This is a genomic window from Halorientalis pallida, assembly GCF_049605515.1.
GTDB classification, from domain to species: domain Archaea; phylum Halobacteriota; class Halobacteria; order Halobacteriales; family Haloarculaceae; genus Halorientalis; species Halorientalis pallida_A.
Genome location: NZ_CP187158.1, coordinates 1,181,707 through 1,196,829, shown reverse-complemented (window position 1 = coordinate 1,196,829; position 15,123 = coordinate 1,181,707). Strand labels below are relative to the sequence as shown.

The following is a 15,123-nucleotide window of genomic DNA, read 5'->3' as shown; positions in this document are numbered from 1 at the left end:
GTGAGCGAGCGGTAACCCTCACCCCCGCCGGTCGCGCAGGCGCTCCCGCACCCGTTCCCGGTCGACGGTCCCCGACGCCGTCCGCGGCAGTTCCTCGGCGAACGCGACCGTCCGCGGGAGTTTGAACCCCGCCAGTCGCTCCCGGCAGTGGGACTCGATGTCCTCGGCGGTGAGGTCTATCCCGTCTTCGGGGACCACCAGCGCCGCGACCCGCTCGCCCCACTCCGGGTCGTCCAGTCCGACGACGGCGGCGTCCCGAACGCGGTGATGCTCGCGCAGGACCGCGACGACCTCGCCGGGGTCGACGTTCTCCCCGCCGGTGACGATGCGGTCGTCTTTGCGGTTGTGGACCCAGAGCCGCCCGTCCTCGTCCCGGGACCCAACGTCGCCGGTGTGCAGCCCGTCCGGGCCGAACGCGTCCTCGGTGACCGCGGGGTCGAGATAGCCCGGCGTCACGGTCGGGCCGGAGACGACGATCTCGCCCGTCTCGCCCGGCGCGACGGGATCGCCGGCCTCGTCGACGACCGTGACGGTGGTATCGACGAGCGGCTGCCCGACCGTCCCCTCGTGGGCGGCCGCCTGTTCGGGCGTGGCCGTGGCGATCTGTGAAGCCGTCTCGGTCATGCCGTAGGTCGGGCAGGCTGGCACGTCCCGCTCCCGACAGCGCGCGAGCAGTTCCTCGCCGGCCGGCGCACCGCCGAGCAGGACGAACCGCAACCGCTCGGGTGGCTCCCAACCCGCGTCCAGCAGTCGAGTGAGCATGGTCGGGACGAGCGAGACACCGGTGATCTCGAACTCGTCGAACACCCGTGCGGTCTCCGCGGCGTCGAATTCCCGCTGGATCACGACCGTCGAGCCGTACAGCGCCGACCGGACGACCGGCGCGAGTCCGCCCATGTGGTAGGTCGGGAGGCAACAGAGCCACCGATCATCGGAGGAGACACCGAGCCGGAAGGCCGAGGCCGTCGCGCTCGCCACGAGATTCCCGACTGTCAGTCGGACGCCCTTGGGTCGGCCGGTGGTCCCGGAGGTGAACATGACCAGCTGTTCGGTCTCGGCGGTCAGCGTCGCCGGTTCGACCGGGGGGCCGTCGATTTCGTCGAGCGCCCGCACGCCGTCCTGTTCGGTCCCGTCGACCGACGCAATCGGGCCCTCGAACACCTCGGTGGCCGTCGCTGCCGTCGCCGATTCACAGACCAGCGCGTCGGGATCGGTACGTTCGATCTGTTCGGTCACTTCGGCGGGCGTCAACCGGACGTTCAGCGGGACGACCGAGACGCCCAGCCGCATGGCCGCGAAGAACAGTTCGGCGAAGGCCGGTCGGGTGTCGAGTATGAACGCGATCCGGTCGGTGTCGTCGTCCGTCAGCCCGGCCAGCGCCGCCGCCCGACGGCCGACCGCCGCGTCGTACTCGCGGTAGGTGATCGACTCGTCGCGGTCGGCGTCGATCAGGGCAGTTCGATCCGGCGTCGCGGCGGCGCGGGCGGCCACGAGGTCCCGGGTCGGCCAGTCCATCACTCGTCCCCGAGGTCGACGCCCAGCCCCTTGTCCTGTGGGACTTCGATCTGGCCGTCGGCGACCGGCGCGGGGTCGGGGCCGAGGTCGTCGGCCAGCCAGCCGGCCGTCGCCAGGCCACAGGCCGGGATCTCGGGGACGGCCGCGGCGACGTGGACCGCCGCGGTCCGCGCGACGACGCCGTCGATCGTCGTGGAGATCACGGGCGTCACGCCGGCCTGTCTGGCCTGTCGCGCGACGTTTCTGGCCCTGTCGGGGCCGCCCAGCGCCATCGGCTTGAGGACGAGGTAGTCGGCGGCCTCGGCGGCCAGCAGGTCCGTCACCGGCCGCTCGGCCAGCGACTCGTCGAGGGCGATGGGGACCTCGTTGCCCCCGTTTCGGAGGCCGGCGTGGGCCGCCACTTCCTCGGCGGGCATGGGTTGCTCGACGTACTCCAGATCGAGGGGTTCGACGGCTTCGAGCGCGCGCTCGGCCTGCTCGCGGTCCCACGCGCCGTTGGCGTCGGCCCGGAGCGTCACCTCGTCACCGACGACCTCCCTGACCCGCCGGAGGCGGTCGGCGTCTTCCGCGACGCGCCGTGCGCCGACCTTGATCTTCACGCAGTCGAAGCCGTCCTCGACGGCCTCTTTGACTTCCCGGGCGGTCGTCTCGGCGTCCGCGTCGCCGACGGTCGCGTTCACCGGCACCCGGCGCACGAGTCGCTCGTTGCCGAGGTAGCGGTACAGCGGCGTGTTGTCGAGTTTCGCCCGCGCGTCGGCGAGTGCCAGCGCCAGCGCGTGGCGGGCCGCCGGCGCGGAGGTCTCACCCAGGGCCACGCCCCAGTCCTCGTCGCTCGCGAGTTCGGGCGCGTACTCCAGAGCCTCTCGACAGGCATCCAGCGATTCCGTCCAGCCGGGAAGCGGTGCGGCCTCGCCCAGTCCAACCTGATCGGCGTACTCGACCCGCACGAGGAAGCCCTCGCGCTCGTCCATCTCGCCGCGGGCGGTCGAGAGCGGTCGTGCCAGGTCCAGGTGGTAGGGTTCGATGTCGATCATGCGAGTGCGAGTCCGGCCGCGAACAGCGCGGAGTGGGCCGCCAGCAACTGGCCGGTCCGTTCGAGTGCCGGGTTGAGCGCCGCGCCGTCGGTTCGTTTCATCACTGTGGCCCCGACCCTGACAGCCAGCGGCAGGGTCACAAGCGGTGCGAGCGCGGGGAGACCGAAGGTCGGGTCCAGCGCGAACAGGACGGGGACGACGTAGGCCATGCCGACCATCGCCAGCCACTCGATCCGGCTGAACGTGTAGCCGAAGATCACCGCGAGCGTCCGCTTGCCCGCCGCGGCGTCCTCCTCTTTATCGCGGACGTTGTTCGCGATCAGGATCGCGGTCGAGAGGCCGGCCGCCGGGAGGCTCGCGACCAGCGCGGCCGCGGTCACGGTGCCCTCGGGAATCCCCATCGCGAGCGGCTGGACGCTCGCCAGCGCGGCCGCGGCCTGCACGTAGTAGGTCCCGACGACGGCGATCACGCCGAAGTAGAGGAACACGAACAGATCGCCCAGCCCGCGGTAGCCGTAGGGGTAGGGCCCGCCGGTGTAGGCGATGCCGGCGGCGATGCTTGAGAGCCCGACCACGAGGATCGGAAGGCCGCCGACGTAGACGAGATACAGGCCGACGACGACCGCCAGTGCGTAGGTCGCGGCCATCGCCTGCTTGACGCGAGTGGGCTCGATCAGTCCGCCGGCCGTGACACGGGTGAACCCCTCGCGGTCGGCCGAGTCGGTCCCCTTGACGGCGTCGTAGTAGTCATTGGCGAAGTTGGTCCCCACCTGCAGGAGGAGCGCCCCCAGCAGCGCCGCTATCGCCGCGGCCGGCGCGAACACCCCGTCGTGGAGCGCTAGCCCCGTCCCCACGACGACCGGCGCGGCCCCCGCGGGCAGGGTCTGGGGCCGTGCGGCCATCAGCCACGCCTTCGTGCGCGATACCTCCGCGTCTGCCGTTGCCATTGCCGTACAGTTGGTGGTCCAGCCGTGTGAAGGTTGCCACTGTGAACGTGAACTGTGCGCATCGAACATCGTGTGACGGGTCGGTCGGCCCGACTGCACGGCGACCGGTCAGTCGCGCGTGATCAGCAGGGTCGCGAGTACCAGCGTGACGGCACCGACCATCGGACCGAACCCGGAGCCGACGGCGGCCGTTCCCTCACTCGAGGCACTCGAAGCGGTCCCGCCGTTCTCCGTCGTCGGCAGGTCTCCAGCGTTTCGGTCGACGACCTCACCCTCCACACCACGGGTTAGCTCGACTGACTCGTAGTCCGATCCGCCGTACTCGTCGGCGAGCCTCGCCTCGACAGTAGTCCCCAGTTCCCGGAACTCGAAGCTGATCGCGTGTCCGGTCAGGACGGTCCCGTTCGGGAGTCGCCAGCGGACCGTCGCGTTCCCGACGGCGTTGGTCACGTCGGCCACGAGCCGGGCCTCGTAGCCCTCGTCGTACGACTGCGAGGAGATGTCTTCGACCGACAGGGCGAGTTCCGGCGGATCGTTTCGCCGGGTCTCGATCAGCCGCGAGGTGGTGTCGCGCTGTCCCGCTCCGTCGACGACTGTCAGTCCGACTTCGTAGGAACGGTTTCGCCCGCCGAACGCGTGGACGACCGTCTCGTTGTCGGTCGTGGTCTCCGGCTGGCCGTCGCCGTCGAAGTCCCAGCGGTACGTCAGAATCGCCCCGTTGTCACGGCTCCCGGCCGCCGACAGGGTGGTCGGTTTTCCGGCGGCCACCAGCCCCGACGATGGCCGGGAGATCACCGCAGTCGGTGGGGTCGTGTCCGTCACCTCGACGGCCGTGGTCGCGGTCGCCGTGTCGATCCGTCCGCCAGCGTCCTCGACTGTGACTCGTGGCCGGAACGTGGCGGTCTCCGTCGGGACGTACCGCAAGATCGGTTCCCCGGTGGTCCGGTCGGCCGTACCGTCGCCGTCGGTGTCCCAGTGGTATCGCGCGACCCCGAAGTTGTCGGTCGAGTCGTTCGCGCGGAGTGTGACGGTCGTGTTCCCGACTTCTGCACGGTCGGTCCCGACCGTGATCGCGGCGGTCGGGGGCCGGAAGTCGATCCGCGTCGCGTAGGCGTCGAGGTGCCCGCCGTTCGACCGCGCACCGACGGCGACGGTCGTTCCGTTTCGCACCGGGAGCAGTCCGTTGATTTCGGTGCCGTGGCGGCCACGCCACCGCTCCCGGCCGCCAGCGCCGAACTGGGCGACGACGCCGGTGCCGTTTCCCGTCTCGCCCGCGGCGAGTACCGTCCCGTCCGGGCCCCGGGCCACTGCATCGACTCGGCCGCCGTCCGGGAACGGTCGGCGCGTCCACAGCGCGTCCCCGTCCGCGTCCAGACGTGCCAGCCAGCCCCGCTCCCCGTCGGTCCCACCGACGACGATGTCGTCTCCGACGGTCGTGATAGCCCGCAACCGAACCGACTGCTCACCGACCGTCCGGCTCCAGTGACGAGTCCCGTCGGGGCCCAGTTCGGCTACGTACCCGGCCGTCACGCCGTCGGTCGTCTCTCGCGCACCGGCCACGAGAACGCCGTCGTCGGTCGCCGTCCCTGCCCGAAGTGTGACCGCACTCGGCGGGGTGTGGGTCCACGTACGGCCGCCGTCGTCACGGGCCGTCTCGACGGCCCAGACCCGCTGGGACCCGACCGCGACGACGTGGGTCGTGTTCAGCGGGAACACGTCGTAGAACGCGCCGTGGCCGCGAGCGTACCGCCAGGTGTGGACGTTGCCAGTGTTGTCGAACAGGAGGTAGTTGCCCACGCCGGTCATCGACGGGGCGTTGGTCGTCCCCGCGAAGACGTACCGGCCGTCGTCGAGTTTCAGGCCGTCGTGAAGGGCGCGCGTGTGCGTCGCGGCGTGCATGTACGGCCGGCCCCAGGTCTGGCGACCGTCGCGTGTCGCCTCGGCGGCGTAGGCGACGACCTCGTCACCGAACAGGTCGCCCCGGCCCGTCCCGACCAGCAGGAGACCGTCGTCCGTCCGCGAGACGCCGTAGAGTCGCTGATCCCACTCGTCTCTGGCGCTCGTGAAGTAGTCCTGCGACCAGAGGCTCCCGTTGTCGGTCGGCTCGTCGGTGGTCTGGGCACCGGTCGCGCCGGCGCTCACCCCGGCGACGGTCGCGACGGCCGCCAACAGGAGTACGCCGACCGCGACACTGCGCGCGATACTCGTCACGGGCGGCAATTGTCACGCTATCGGTAATAAGTGGTCGGGCCGGCCGAGTGTCGGACGCCCGGTCGGTCCCGACAAACGGTGGTTCAGTTCCGGCGAGCCCCCTCGCTCCGCTCGCGGGACTTCCGGCGGAGTCGAACCACGGCGAGCGTCAGCGCCACGAGCGCGGCGACGACGCCGAACCCGGGACCGTCGCCCGCCGATGTCCCGGAACCGTCGTCCTCGTCGTTTGGATCGTCGGCCGCCGCGACCGAGACAGTGACGTTCGCGGTGTCGGTGATTCCCTCCGATCCCGTGACGAGCAACGACACCGTGTGCGTGCCGGCGTCCGCGAACGACGTGTGTGTCCGCCGGCCACTCGCTTCGGTACTCCCGTCCCCGTCGAGGTCCCAGGCGTACCGCTCGACCGACCCGTCGAGGGAGAACGACGAGGACGCGTCGAGCGCGACTGCTTCGCCGGGTCTCGCCGTCCGCGGACTCGCCTCCGCTACGGCGATGATCCGCGCGTCCAGGGCTGGCACACTCGCGCCCGGTTCCACGGTCCGGTTCGTCGCCACGCCCGTCGCCGCGTCCGCCACCGCGTAGCTACCGTTCCGTCGGACGACCCGGGGATCGTCTCCGGTCCGCGTGACCGCCGTTCGGTAGGCGAGGGTCACGTTCCCGCGAGCGGCACCCCCCGTCGCCGGAGACGAGGCCGCGCCGTCGCTCCGGACGCGGAACCGGACATCAGCGTCCCGCGGGACCGAGATCCACTCCAGGCCGTCCCGGTCGCCGGACGCTCTCGCCCCCGGAATCTCGGTCACGTACTCGCCGCTCGCGGTGACGCCGACACGTCGGCCCCGGTCGTCTATCGCGAGCAGATGGAGGTCCTGTCCGTCGGTCCGGTTGCCGGGCGCGGCGATGATCCGGTCGGGTCCCGTTCGTACCCGATCCTGCATGACGACCGTGTGCGTGTTCGGCCGCGGCGTCGTGGACGCGACCGAGACCGTCGCCCCGTCGTCGCTTTTACCCGTCAGCCCGAACCGGAGGAACGTCGGCGATCTGATACCGGTCGGGTACCGGAGCGACTCGCCGACCGTGGTGAGGGTCCCGATCCGCTCTCTGACCTCGCCGAAGAGCCCGGAATTCGCCCGGTAGAGCCAGAGGACCGTCTTCTCGTAGCCTGGCGGCCGTCGGTATCCGGGGACGAACGTCGACCGTCCGTCGATCACCGGCACCTCGTCACCGAGAGCCAGCGTTTCGAGCCGCGGAACTTCGACCGCGACGCCGTCCGACTGGAGGTCGGCGACGGATATCCGACTCGCGTCGAGCCACTTGACCCCCGGTTCCCACGAGCCGTTGTTCAGCCCGAGTCGGCTGAGCGTCCCGATTTTCCGGTCAGTCAGTCCGGCACCCATCAGCGTCGCGATCGAACTCCCGCCCTCGTAGAGGTCGTCGAGCCCCCGGTCGTGGCCGAACTCGTGGAGCCACACGTCGTTCCCGTGTCCCCCGTCACCGACCAGCCCGGTCGCGGTCACGTACACCGTCCGGGCTCCGGACCCGGAGTTGTCACACCCCCACCCATAGAAGTCGAGTTCCGTTCGGAGTCCCTTCTCGGGGAGTTGCGGGCAGAAGAACGCCCGACCGAGGGGCTTGCCCGTATGGGACGCGACCCAGAAGTCGAAGCGCTCGAAGGCGATCTCCGAATCGACGACCGCGCGGAGGTCCTTGGCGAACCGCGGATGTGCGTCGTCGTCCTCGTAGGTGGAACGCGTGCCGTCGACCCGGTAGAGGTCGCCGTCGTTGGTGAACAGCTCGAGGGTGAACCCGACGGCACCCATCGACCCGTTCCCGGAGCCGTAGTAGTCGTTGACCGACAACTCGCGGGCGAAGCGCCACTCGCGACGCCCCTCGCGGCCGGGAATCTCACTCCTGGGGACCGGTTCGTCGGCCAGTTCGCCGACGACCACCGCCGCGTCTCTGACCCGCTCGAAGAGGTAGTAATCGAGGTCGAGGTCGGTCGTCGACGCGACGGCACCCGGCGGCGCAGCGCCGCCGTAGAACCGGTCCAGCGTCGCTGATCCGGCGTCGTTTTCCGCCCGGACGGTCAGGTCGACCTCCGCCCCGGCGTCGAGGCCGTCCAGTACTGCGGCGTCGTCGAGGTCAGTCGTCCAGCGGTCGCCGCCGGCGTTGATCATCGGCACCGTCGCGGTCTCGTCGCTCCCTACGGGATCGACGACGACCGACGCGGACTCGGCGTTCGCAATGTCGACCTCGACCACCGGATCCGTACCGACGGGAACGGGATAGGGTCTGAGCCGCAGTGACGATGCATCGACGCTCGGCGCGCCGGTGCCGAGGCCGTCGAGCGGGAACCGGAGATTGGTGTTCCCGAACCAGTACTTGCCGTTCGAGAGCCGCGGGGTCCCGTCCGCGTACGTCGACCCGTCCTCCCGGGCGAGGGGTTCGACGCGCATCTCGACGCCCGTCGGAGCCGAGGTGATCGTGTCCCCCGGTTCGTAGGGCTGTGCCGGGCGCAGGTTCGAGAACCGGACGGTCTGCGTCGTCGCCCCGGTCGACAGCGTCACGTTGTCGATCCAGTGTTCTACACCGCCGACGCTGAAGGACGTAATGTCGCCTGATAAGACGATTGTACCGGCCGATCCGCCATCACCGTGTTCCCGTACCGACACGGTCGCGCCGCCGACGGTCGCCCCGTCCAGCGACGGGAACGCCGCGAACCGGCGGTCGCCGTTGACCGCCAGGTTCGGGTCGGGGCCGTAGTTCCGGTAGTCGAACGCGATCCGCGAGACGCCATCGCCCTCCGACTCCTGGACTTCGACCGTGACGCTCGCCGTGTCGGTCCTGCCGTTCCCGTCGCGCACCCGATACTGGAACCCGGCGGTCCCGGTGAAGCCGGCTGGCGGCCGGTAGGTAAACTCGTCACCGGTCACCTCGACCGTTCCGTGGGTCGGACGCTGGACGAGAGAGTACTCCAGCGAACCGCCGTCGGGATCGGTCGTGTCGAAGGTCCCCGACACCGCCGCCCCCGCTGTCGTCGAGACCGTCACATCCTCGGCCGTCGGTGGCGCGTTCCCGAGGGGCATCACCGGGACGACGACCTCCCCGGCAGCGGCACTCTCGATCACGAACGGCGAGTCGCGGTGGTACCGCTGTGACACCACGGTGATCTCGACGCGGGCACCTCGTGGCACGTCCAGCAGCACCCGGCCGTTGGGTTCGGTCTCCTCGAGTACCGAACCGCCGTCCCACTCCGCGAAGACGCTGATCCCATCGATCGGATCCTCCGATCCCGCTTCGATCACGGCGACCTCGACGGAGGCCTGCTGTGCGCCCCCGACTGCGGTCGCGTTCGTGGCCGTCACCGCTCCCGAAGCCGTTGCCGTCCCCGTCGCGAGACCGAAGACCGCCGCCGCCGCGACGATCAGTGCGGCGACCCGTAACCGTCGAAAAGACTCCTCTGACACACCCTGGGGATATGACTGGGGATTTATAAAAATTATCTATCGAGAGATCGCCACCTCCGCGGTTCGGTCGCTCGCTCACCGGCCAGAACGGTGTCGAATGATTGTCAGTAGTGCCAGGGGAATTCGGAGAAGTCCGGCTCGCGGCCCTCGACGAAGGCGTCCCGGCCCTCCTGGGCTTCCTCGGTCATGTAGCCCAGTCGGGTCGCTTCCCCGGCGAAGATCTGCTGACCGACCAGCCCGTCGTCGGCGAGGTTGAAGGCGTACTTGAGCATCCGGATCGCCGTCGGCGATTTGGTGTTGATCGCCTCGGCCCAGGCCAGGGCGACCTCCTCCAGTTCCTCGTGGGGGACGACCTCGTTGACCATGCCCATCTCCTCGGCCTCGTCGGCGTCGTAGGTCTTCCCGAGGAAGAACACCTCGCGGGCCTTCTTCTGGCCGATCTGCTGGGCGAGCAGGGCAGAGCCGAAGCCGGCGTCGAAAGAGGCCACGTCGGGGTCGGTCTGGAGGAACTTGGCGTGTTCCTCGCTGGCCAGCGTCATGTCACAGACGACGTGCAGGGAGTGGCCGCCGCCGACGGCCCAGCCCGGCACCACGCAGACGACCGGCTTGGGCATGAACCGGATGAGTCGCTGGACTTCGAGGATGTGCAGACGGCCGGTCTTGCCTTCCTCGTCGTATTGATAGCCGTCCGGTCCGCGAACGCGCTGATCGCCGCCGGAGCAGAACGCCCAGCCGTCGTCTTTCGGGGAGGGGCCGTTGCCGGTCAGGAGGACACAGCCCACGTCGGTCTGCCGTTTTGCGTGGTCGAGCGCGACGTAGAGTTCGTCCACGGTCGGCGGGCGGAAGGCGTTGCGTACTGCGGGGCGGTCGAAGGCGATGCGGACCGCACCGGTGTCGGTCGCGCGGTGGTAGGTGATGTCCTCGAAATCGAACTCGTCGACCGCCTCCCAGCGGTCGTCGTCGAAAAGTGCCGAGACCATACGCGGACTCGGGCCGGTGCCGTCAAATAGGTTCCCGGTCACGGCCGGTATCAGCGCCGAGAACGCGGGGGGAGATTTATCAGCACGCTCGCGTAATTCCGTGTGAACGAATCCCGAAGCCGTGCCCGCTCGGTGTCGCCCCGCAACTACCCCACCCACCCACCACAACCCCCGATGCACGCCCAGCCCACGTTCTACGACGTGCTCGACGTGCCGCCCGACGCCTCCCGCGACGAGATCAAGGCCGCCTACCGCGAGAAGGCCAAGGAGACCCATCCCGACGTGAGCGACCACCCCGACGCGGAGCAGCGGTTCAAACGCGTCACGCGAGCCAGGGAGGTGTTGACGGACCCGGACGAACGGGCCCGCTACGACCGACTGGGCCACCGACAGTACGTCACGGACGCGGGCTGGGCCGCGGACGACACCGACGCGGACGGGTTCCACGAGCAGGACCGATCCGACGAGGCGACGGGCCAGCGCGACGCGGAGCGAACCGCCAGTCAGTCGACCAGTGACACGACGGGTCACGCCCGCTCGTCGGACAGCGCAGATCCCAGCGCGGGCGGATCGACAGGTGCGAGCGGTTCGGAGGCGGCCGACGCCACGACGGGGAGTGCCGCTGGCGGGACCGACTGGCGGGAGACGGACAGTCGACGCGGCGGTGCGAGCGCGACGACGGCCGGCTACGCCACACGGACGGACTACAAGGAACAGTCCTTCGACCGCGTTCGGGTGCCGTTGACACCGCAGTCGCTCATCCAGGTCGGGACGATGTTCGCGTTCTACCCGCTGTTCCTGTTCGCCTCGGTGGGGCCCGTCTTCCCGTCGGTCGTCAACCTCGTCGTCGGACTCTGCACGCTGTTCGTGATCGGCTATCTCCTCTCGATCCCGGAGGTCGGGATGGTCGTGTTCGGCGGCTGGGGCGTGCTGGCCCCGGCCGTCCTGATCGCGTTGCCCGGCGTCGGCGTCGTCTCGCTCGTCGGTGTCATCGCACTGACTGCCTGCTGGGTCCCGTTCGGCCTCGCGGTGCTGACCCGGGCCGCACTCCGGACCTGACCGTCACGAGAGTCGCTCGAAGGCGTCCCACGCGGGGTCGCTGTCGGGCGGTTCGATAGCCTCGCCGTCGACGGCGACACCCGACCCGTCGGTCACGGACCCGACGACGGCTGCGGCGGTCCCGCGCCGTCGCACTGCCTCGGCGACCGCCGCTCCCTCGCCCGACTCGACCGCCATCAGGAGCGTCCCGGCGCTGGACACCCGCCACGGGTCCACGTCCACCGCGTCACAGACCGCCTCGACGCCCGGAGCTACGGGTACCCGGTCGGACTCGATCTCGAACCGCACCCCCGCGCCGCGGGCCATCTCGGTCAGCCCGCCGGCGACGCCCCCCTCGGTCGCGTCGTGCATCGCGGTGACCGCCCCTGCGTCGAACGCCGCGCGTGCATCGGCCACGGCCGCGATGTCGTCGACGCGTTCCTGTGCTATTGCGACGGTCTCGGCGTCCAGCCCCAACTGCTCGGGAAACAGCGTCGCGAACAGGCCGGTCATCTCCGCGGCCGGCCCCGTGGTCAACACGAGGTCGTCGCCGGGACTCGCGCCGTCGGGCCGAACCACGTCCTCGGGGTCGCCCACGCCCAAGACTGTCGCCCCGCCGACCCAGGAACTGTCGACCTCGGGGTATCGCGCGGTGTGGCCCGTGACGACGCTCACGCCCAGCCGTTCGGCGTGGTCGGCGAGCCCGGTCCACACCGCGGCCAGGCCCTCGTCGCTCCAGTCCGGCGGGAGCGTCAGGCTGATCGCCAGGTGTGTCGGGGGGATGCCGGACACGGCCACGTCGGTCAGGACGACCTCCAGCGCGAAGCGCCCCGCCCGTTCGAGGCCCAGTTCGGGCAGCAGCGAGACCGGATCGGCCGCCAGCACGACCGCGCGCTCGCCCACCTCGACGACGCCGAAGTCGATCCCGTGTTGCGGGCCGAGCGCCACGTCGTCCCGGTCAGCGCCCAGCGCCGGGTAGATCACCTCCCGGAACACGTCGCGGTCGATCTTCCCGAGGTCGGTCATCGGTCACCTCCGGTTCCCGCGGGCCGGTCGCCGTTCGAGAGGACGTGAACCGCGTCGGGCTCGAACCCGAGCGACACCGCTCCCTCGGGCGGGCTCGTGCTGTCGGTCTTGACCGTGACCGGCCGGTCGTCCCACCGGCAGTGGACGCGGTAGGCGTCCCCGAGGTACTCGACGGTCTCGACGCTCGCGGATCGTGTCACCGCGGTTCCCGGTTCCCGCTCCGCCGCCGAGCCGTCCCCGTCGGTCTGTGCTCGTTCCCGGTCGCGGATCGAGATCGCCTCCGGTCGAACGGAGACCGTCGCACTCGCCCCGGCCGTCAGGTCGGTCCCGGCGGGGAGCGGGAGCGTCGCCGTCCCGTCGACGGCGATCCGGTCGCCCGCCTCCGTGACGACGCCGTCGAAGACGTTGTTGTCGCCGACGAACTCCGCGACGAAGCGGGTGGCCGGTTCGCGGTACACGTCCTCCGGCGTTCCGACCTGTTCGATCCGTCCGTCGCGGACGACGGCCACGCGGTCGCTGATCGCCAGCGCTTCGCCCTGATCGTGGGTGACGTACACCGTCGTGATGTCGAGGTCGCGTTGAATCGAGCGGATCTGCACCCGGAGCCGCTTCCGGAGGCTGGCGTCCAGCGCCGACAGCGGCTCGTCCAGCAGGAGCACGTCGGGTTTCGGAGCCAGCGCGCGGGCCAGTGCGATTCGCTGTTGCTGGCCGCCCGAGAGCTGGTCGGGTTCCCGGTCGGCGACGCCAGCCAGATCCACGAGGTCGAGCAGTTCGCCGACCCGCTGGTCGTCGGGTTCGGGGAGGTCGTGGAACTGGAGCCCGTAGGCGACGTTCTCCCGGGCGGTCATGTGGGGAAAGAGCGCGTAGTTCTGGAAGACGACGCCGACGCCGCGGTCTTCGGGCGGCTCGTCGGTCGCGTCCCGGCCGTCGATCCGGACCCGGCCCGCGGTCGGCGTCTCCAGGCCCGCCACCGTGCGCAACAGCGTCGTCTTCCCACAGCCCGAGGGACCGACGAGCGTGAAGAACTCGCCGTCGTCGATGGACAGCGACACGTCCACGAGCGCCTCCACGTCGCCGAAACTGACCGTCAACTCGTCCACGTCGACGCCGCCGTCTGCGCCAGTCATCACTCCCACCTCCCGCCGACGCGGTCGATCAGTACGAAACTGACGGTCGTCACCGCCAGCAGGACGGTGCCCATCGCCGTCGCCGGGCCGAGGTTCGGGCCCAGCGAACGGTCGCCGACGTACCGTTCGAGCGCGACCGGCATCGTCGCGCTGTCGACGCCCGTCGAGAGCAGGACGGTGGAGTCGAACTCCCCGACGCTGATCGCGAAGGCGAAGGCCGCGCCGGCAACCAGCGCGGGCGCGACCAGCGGGAGTTCCACGTCGGTCAGCACGCGCGTCCGGTCGGCCCCGAGCGAGCGCGCGGCCTCACCCAGTCGGTCGTCGATCGAGCGAAGCGCCGGGGTGACACTGCGGGAGACGAACGGGTAGGCCGCGACGGCGTGAGCGGCCACGATGGCGACCGGTCCGGTGACGGTGAGCCGGTAGCCGAACAGTGTCGTCCCGAACACGAGCGCCTGCAACATCCCCAGCCCGAGGACGATGCCGCTGACCGCCAGCGGGGCCGTCAGCAACGCCTCGGCCGCGCGGGAGCCACGGCCCCCGCGGGTCGCGACCACGGCGACGACGACACCCATCGGGATCGACACGAGGAGCGTGCCCACGCCGAACAGCAGGGAGTTGACGACGGCCGGGAACGGACGGACGGTCCCCGCGGCCGTTGAGGCCTGTCGCGCCAGCAGGAACGCGTAGTAGTCGAGCGTCGGCTGGCCCGCGGGCGTCGTGACGCTCTCGATCACGAGGCTGACCAGCGGCCCCGCGAACAGCACGAGGGCGACGACACCGTACGCGAAGATCGCGACCCTGCGGGGGTCGACCAGCGACCGAACCCCGTCGACCAGCGGCCGGCGGGACAGCCCGCGACTCGTTCCCCCTGGTTCGGTCCGGCGGGCCTCGTAGCGCAGGTAGACGTACAGCAGGCCCAGCGAGAGGGCGGTCTCGATGGCACCCAGCGTCGCCGCCTCCGTCAGATCGAGGCTCTGGACGCGTGCGAACAGCCAGACCTCGACCGTCGCCAGCTCCAGCCCACCGAGCGCGAGGACGATGGGGAACGACATGAACGTGAACACGAAGGTCAGGACTGCGGCCGTCGCCAGCGCCGGCAGGAGTTGCGGGAGGATCACGTCCCGGAACGCTCGTGCGGGGGAGGCCCCGAGCGTCCGGGCGGTCTCGACGCGGTCGGCGTCGACCGATTCCCAGGCCGCCGTCACCAGCCGCGTCACCAGCGGCGCGTTGTAGAAGGCGTGCGCGAGGACGACGATCTCCAGCGTGAAGGTCAACTCGACGGGCCCGAGACCGACGATTCCGAGCAGGTCGTTGAACAGGCCCGTCCGGCCGAACATCGCGAGGAAGCCGACCGCGACGAGGATCGACGGCAGGACGAACGGGATGATCGTCACCGACCGGAGGAATCGCCGGCCGGGGAACTCGAACCGGGCCAGCACGTACGCGCCGGGGAGGCCGACCAGCACGCTGACGAGCGTCGAGAGTAGCGCCTGGTAGGCCGTGAAACCGAACAGACCGAACTCGACGGGCGGTGCGCCGGCCGCGAGCCAGCGGACGATCCCCGACGGCACCGCCCCAGGGTCGGTCACGAGCGTGTGCGCCGCGCCGGTGTAGAACGGATCGCCAAGCACCGAGGCGACCGGGGCGAGCGAGAACTGGCCGTCGACGGCCACCGCGTCGGCGAAGACGCGGCCCACGGGGTAGTAGAAGACGACGACGAGCGTCGCGAGCGTCGCGGCGACGCCGATCCACAGTGCCCAGCCGTCCCGGCGGGCCAT

10 protein-coding genes are annotated in these 15,123 nt (G+C 70.4%); 1 reads left to right on the top strand and 9 read right to left on the bottom strand.

Features of this window, described 5'->3' with window-relative positions:
* Positions 1 to 18: 18 nt before the first annotated feature.
* From menE to ACOZ4N_RS07825, 6 genes are all read right to left on the bottom strand, one after another.
* A complete protein-coding gene (gene menE / locus ACOZ4N_RS07850) occupies positions 19 to 1,515 on the bottom strand; it encodes an o-succinylbenzoate--CoA ligase (protein WP_424019373.1) in 1,497 nt (498 codons plus the stop codon).
* Positions 1,515 to 2,546 (bottom strand): o-succinylbenzoate synthase, encoded by a 1,032-nt coding sequence (gene menC, locus ACOZ4N_RS07845; RefSeq protein WP_424019942.1) that lies wholly within the window; start codon positions 2,544 to 2,546, stop codon positions 1,515 to 1,517. Before menC ends, menE begins: the two co-directional genes overlap by 1 nt.
* Complete coding sequence (locus ACOZ4N_RS07840; protein ID WP_424019372.1) at positions 2,546 to 3,496, bottom strand: 1,4-dihydroxy-2-naphthoate polyprenyltransferase; 951 nt, start codon at positions 3,494 to 3,496, stop codon at positions 2,546 to 2,548. Before ACOZ4N_RS07840 ends, menC begins: the two co-directional genes overlap by 1 nt.
* Positions 3,497 to 3,604: 108 nt before the next feature.
* The gene (locus tag ACOZ4N_RS07835) at positions 3,605 to 5,707 is read right to left on the bottom strand and encodes a PKD domain-containing protein (protein WP_424019371.1); all 2,103 of its coding nucleotides are present in this window, start codon (positions 5,705 to 5,707) and stop codon (positions 3,605 to 3,607) included.
* An 83-nt stretch (positions 5,708 to 5,790) separates the two neighbouring features.
* Positions 5,791 to 9,171: an Ig-like domain-containing protein gene (locus ACOZ4N_RS07830; protein ID WP_424019370.1), complete on the bottom strand. Its 3,381-nt coding sequence runs from the start codon at positions 9,169 to 9,171 to the stop codon at positions 5,791 to 5,793.
* Between the two features lie 104 nt (positions 9,172 to 9,275).
* Complete coding sequence (locus tag ACOZ4N_RS07825) at positions 9,276 to 10,151, bottom strand: 1,4-dihydroxy-2-naphthoyl-CoA synthase (protein WP_424019369.1); 876 nt, start codon at positions 10,149 to 10,151, stop codon at positions 9,276 to 9,278.
* A gap of 102 nt (positions 10,152 to 10,253) precedes the next feature.
* Here ACOZ4N_RS07825 and ACOZ4N_RS07820 point away from each other — a divergent pair, with 102 nt between their 5' ends.
* Complete coding sequence (locus tag ACOZ4N_RS07820) at positions 10,254 to 11,210, top strand: J domain-containing protein (protein WP_424019368.1); 957 nt, start codon at positions 10,254 to 10,256, stop codon at positions 11,208 to 11,210.
* 3 nt (positions 11,211 to 11,213) lie between these two features.
* Here the strand turns inward: ACOZ4N_RS07820 and ACOZ4N_RS07815 are convergent, their stop codons facing one another.
* The 3 genes from ACOZ4N_RS07815 to ACOZ4N_RS07805 are packed head-to-tail and all read right to left on the bottom strand — an operon-like array spanning position 11,214 to position 15,123.
* Complete coding sequence (locus ACOZ4N_RS07815; protein ID WP_424019367.1) at positions 11,214 to 12,215, bottom strand: AIR synthase-related protein; 1,002 nt, start codon at positions 12,213 to 12,215, stop codon at positions 11,214 to 11,216.
* The gene (locus tag ACOZ4N_RS07810) at positions 12,212 to 13,342 is read right to left on the bottom strand and encodes an ABC transporter ATP-binding protein (protein ID WP_424019366.1); all 1,131 of its coding nucleotides are present in this window, start codon (positions 13,340 to 13,342) and stop codon (positions 12,212 to 12,214) included. The genes ACOZ4N_RS07815 and ACOZ4N_RS07810 overlap by 4 nt, the downstream gene beginning before the upstream one ends.
* On the bottom strand, positions 13,342 to 15,123 hold the full coding sequence (locus tag ACOZ4N_RS07805; protein WP_424019365.1) for an ABC transporter permease: 1,782 nt from the start codon (positions 15,121 to 15,123) through the stop codon (positions 13,342 to 13,344). Before ACOZ4N_RS07805 ends, ACOZ4N_RS07810 begins: the two co-directional genes overlap by 1 nt.

Excerpts from the sequence above, each read along its gene's own strand:
- menE (WP_424019373.1), bottom strand. The coding sequence starts at position 1,515 with ATGGACTGGCCGACCCGGGACCTCGTGGCCGCCCGCGCCGCCGCGACG.
- ACOZ4N_RS07840 (WP_424019372.1), bottom strand. The coding sequence starts at position 3,496 with ATGGCAACGGCAGACGCGGAGGTATCGCGCACGAAGGCGTGGCTGATG.
- ACOZ4N_RS07825 (WP_424019369.1), bottom strand. The coding sequence starts at position 10,151 with ATGGTCTCGGCACTTTTCGACGACGACCGCTGGGAGGCGGTCGACGAG.
- ACOZ4N_RS07815 (WP_424019367.1), bottom strand. The coding sequence starts at position 12,215 with ATGACCGACCTCGGGAAGATCGACCGCGACGTGTTCCGGGAGGTGATC.
- ACOZ4N_RS07810 (WP_424019366.1), bottom strand. The coding sequence starts at position 13,342 with ATGACTGGCGCAGACGGCGGCGTCGACGTGGACGAGTTGACGGTCAGT.
- ACOZ4N_RS07805 (WP_424019365.1), bottom strand. The coding sequence starts at position 15,123 with ATGGCCCGCCGGGACGGCTGGGCACTGTGGATCGGCGTCGCCGCGACG.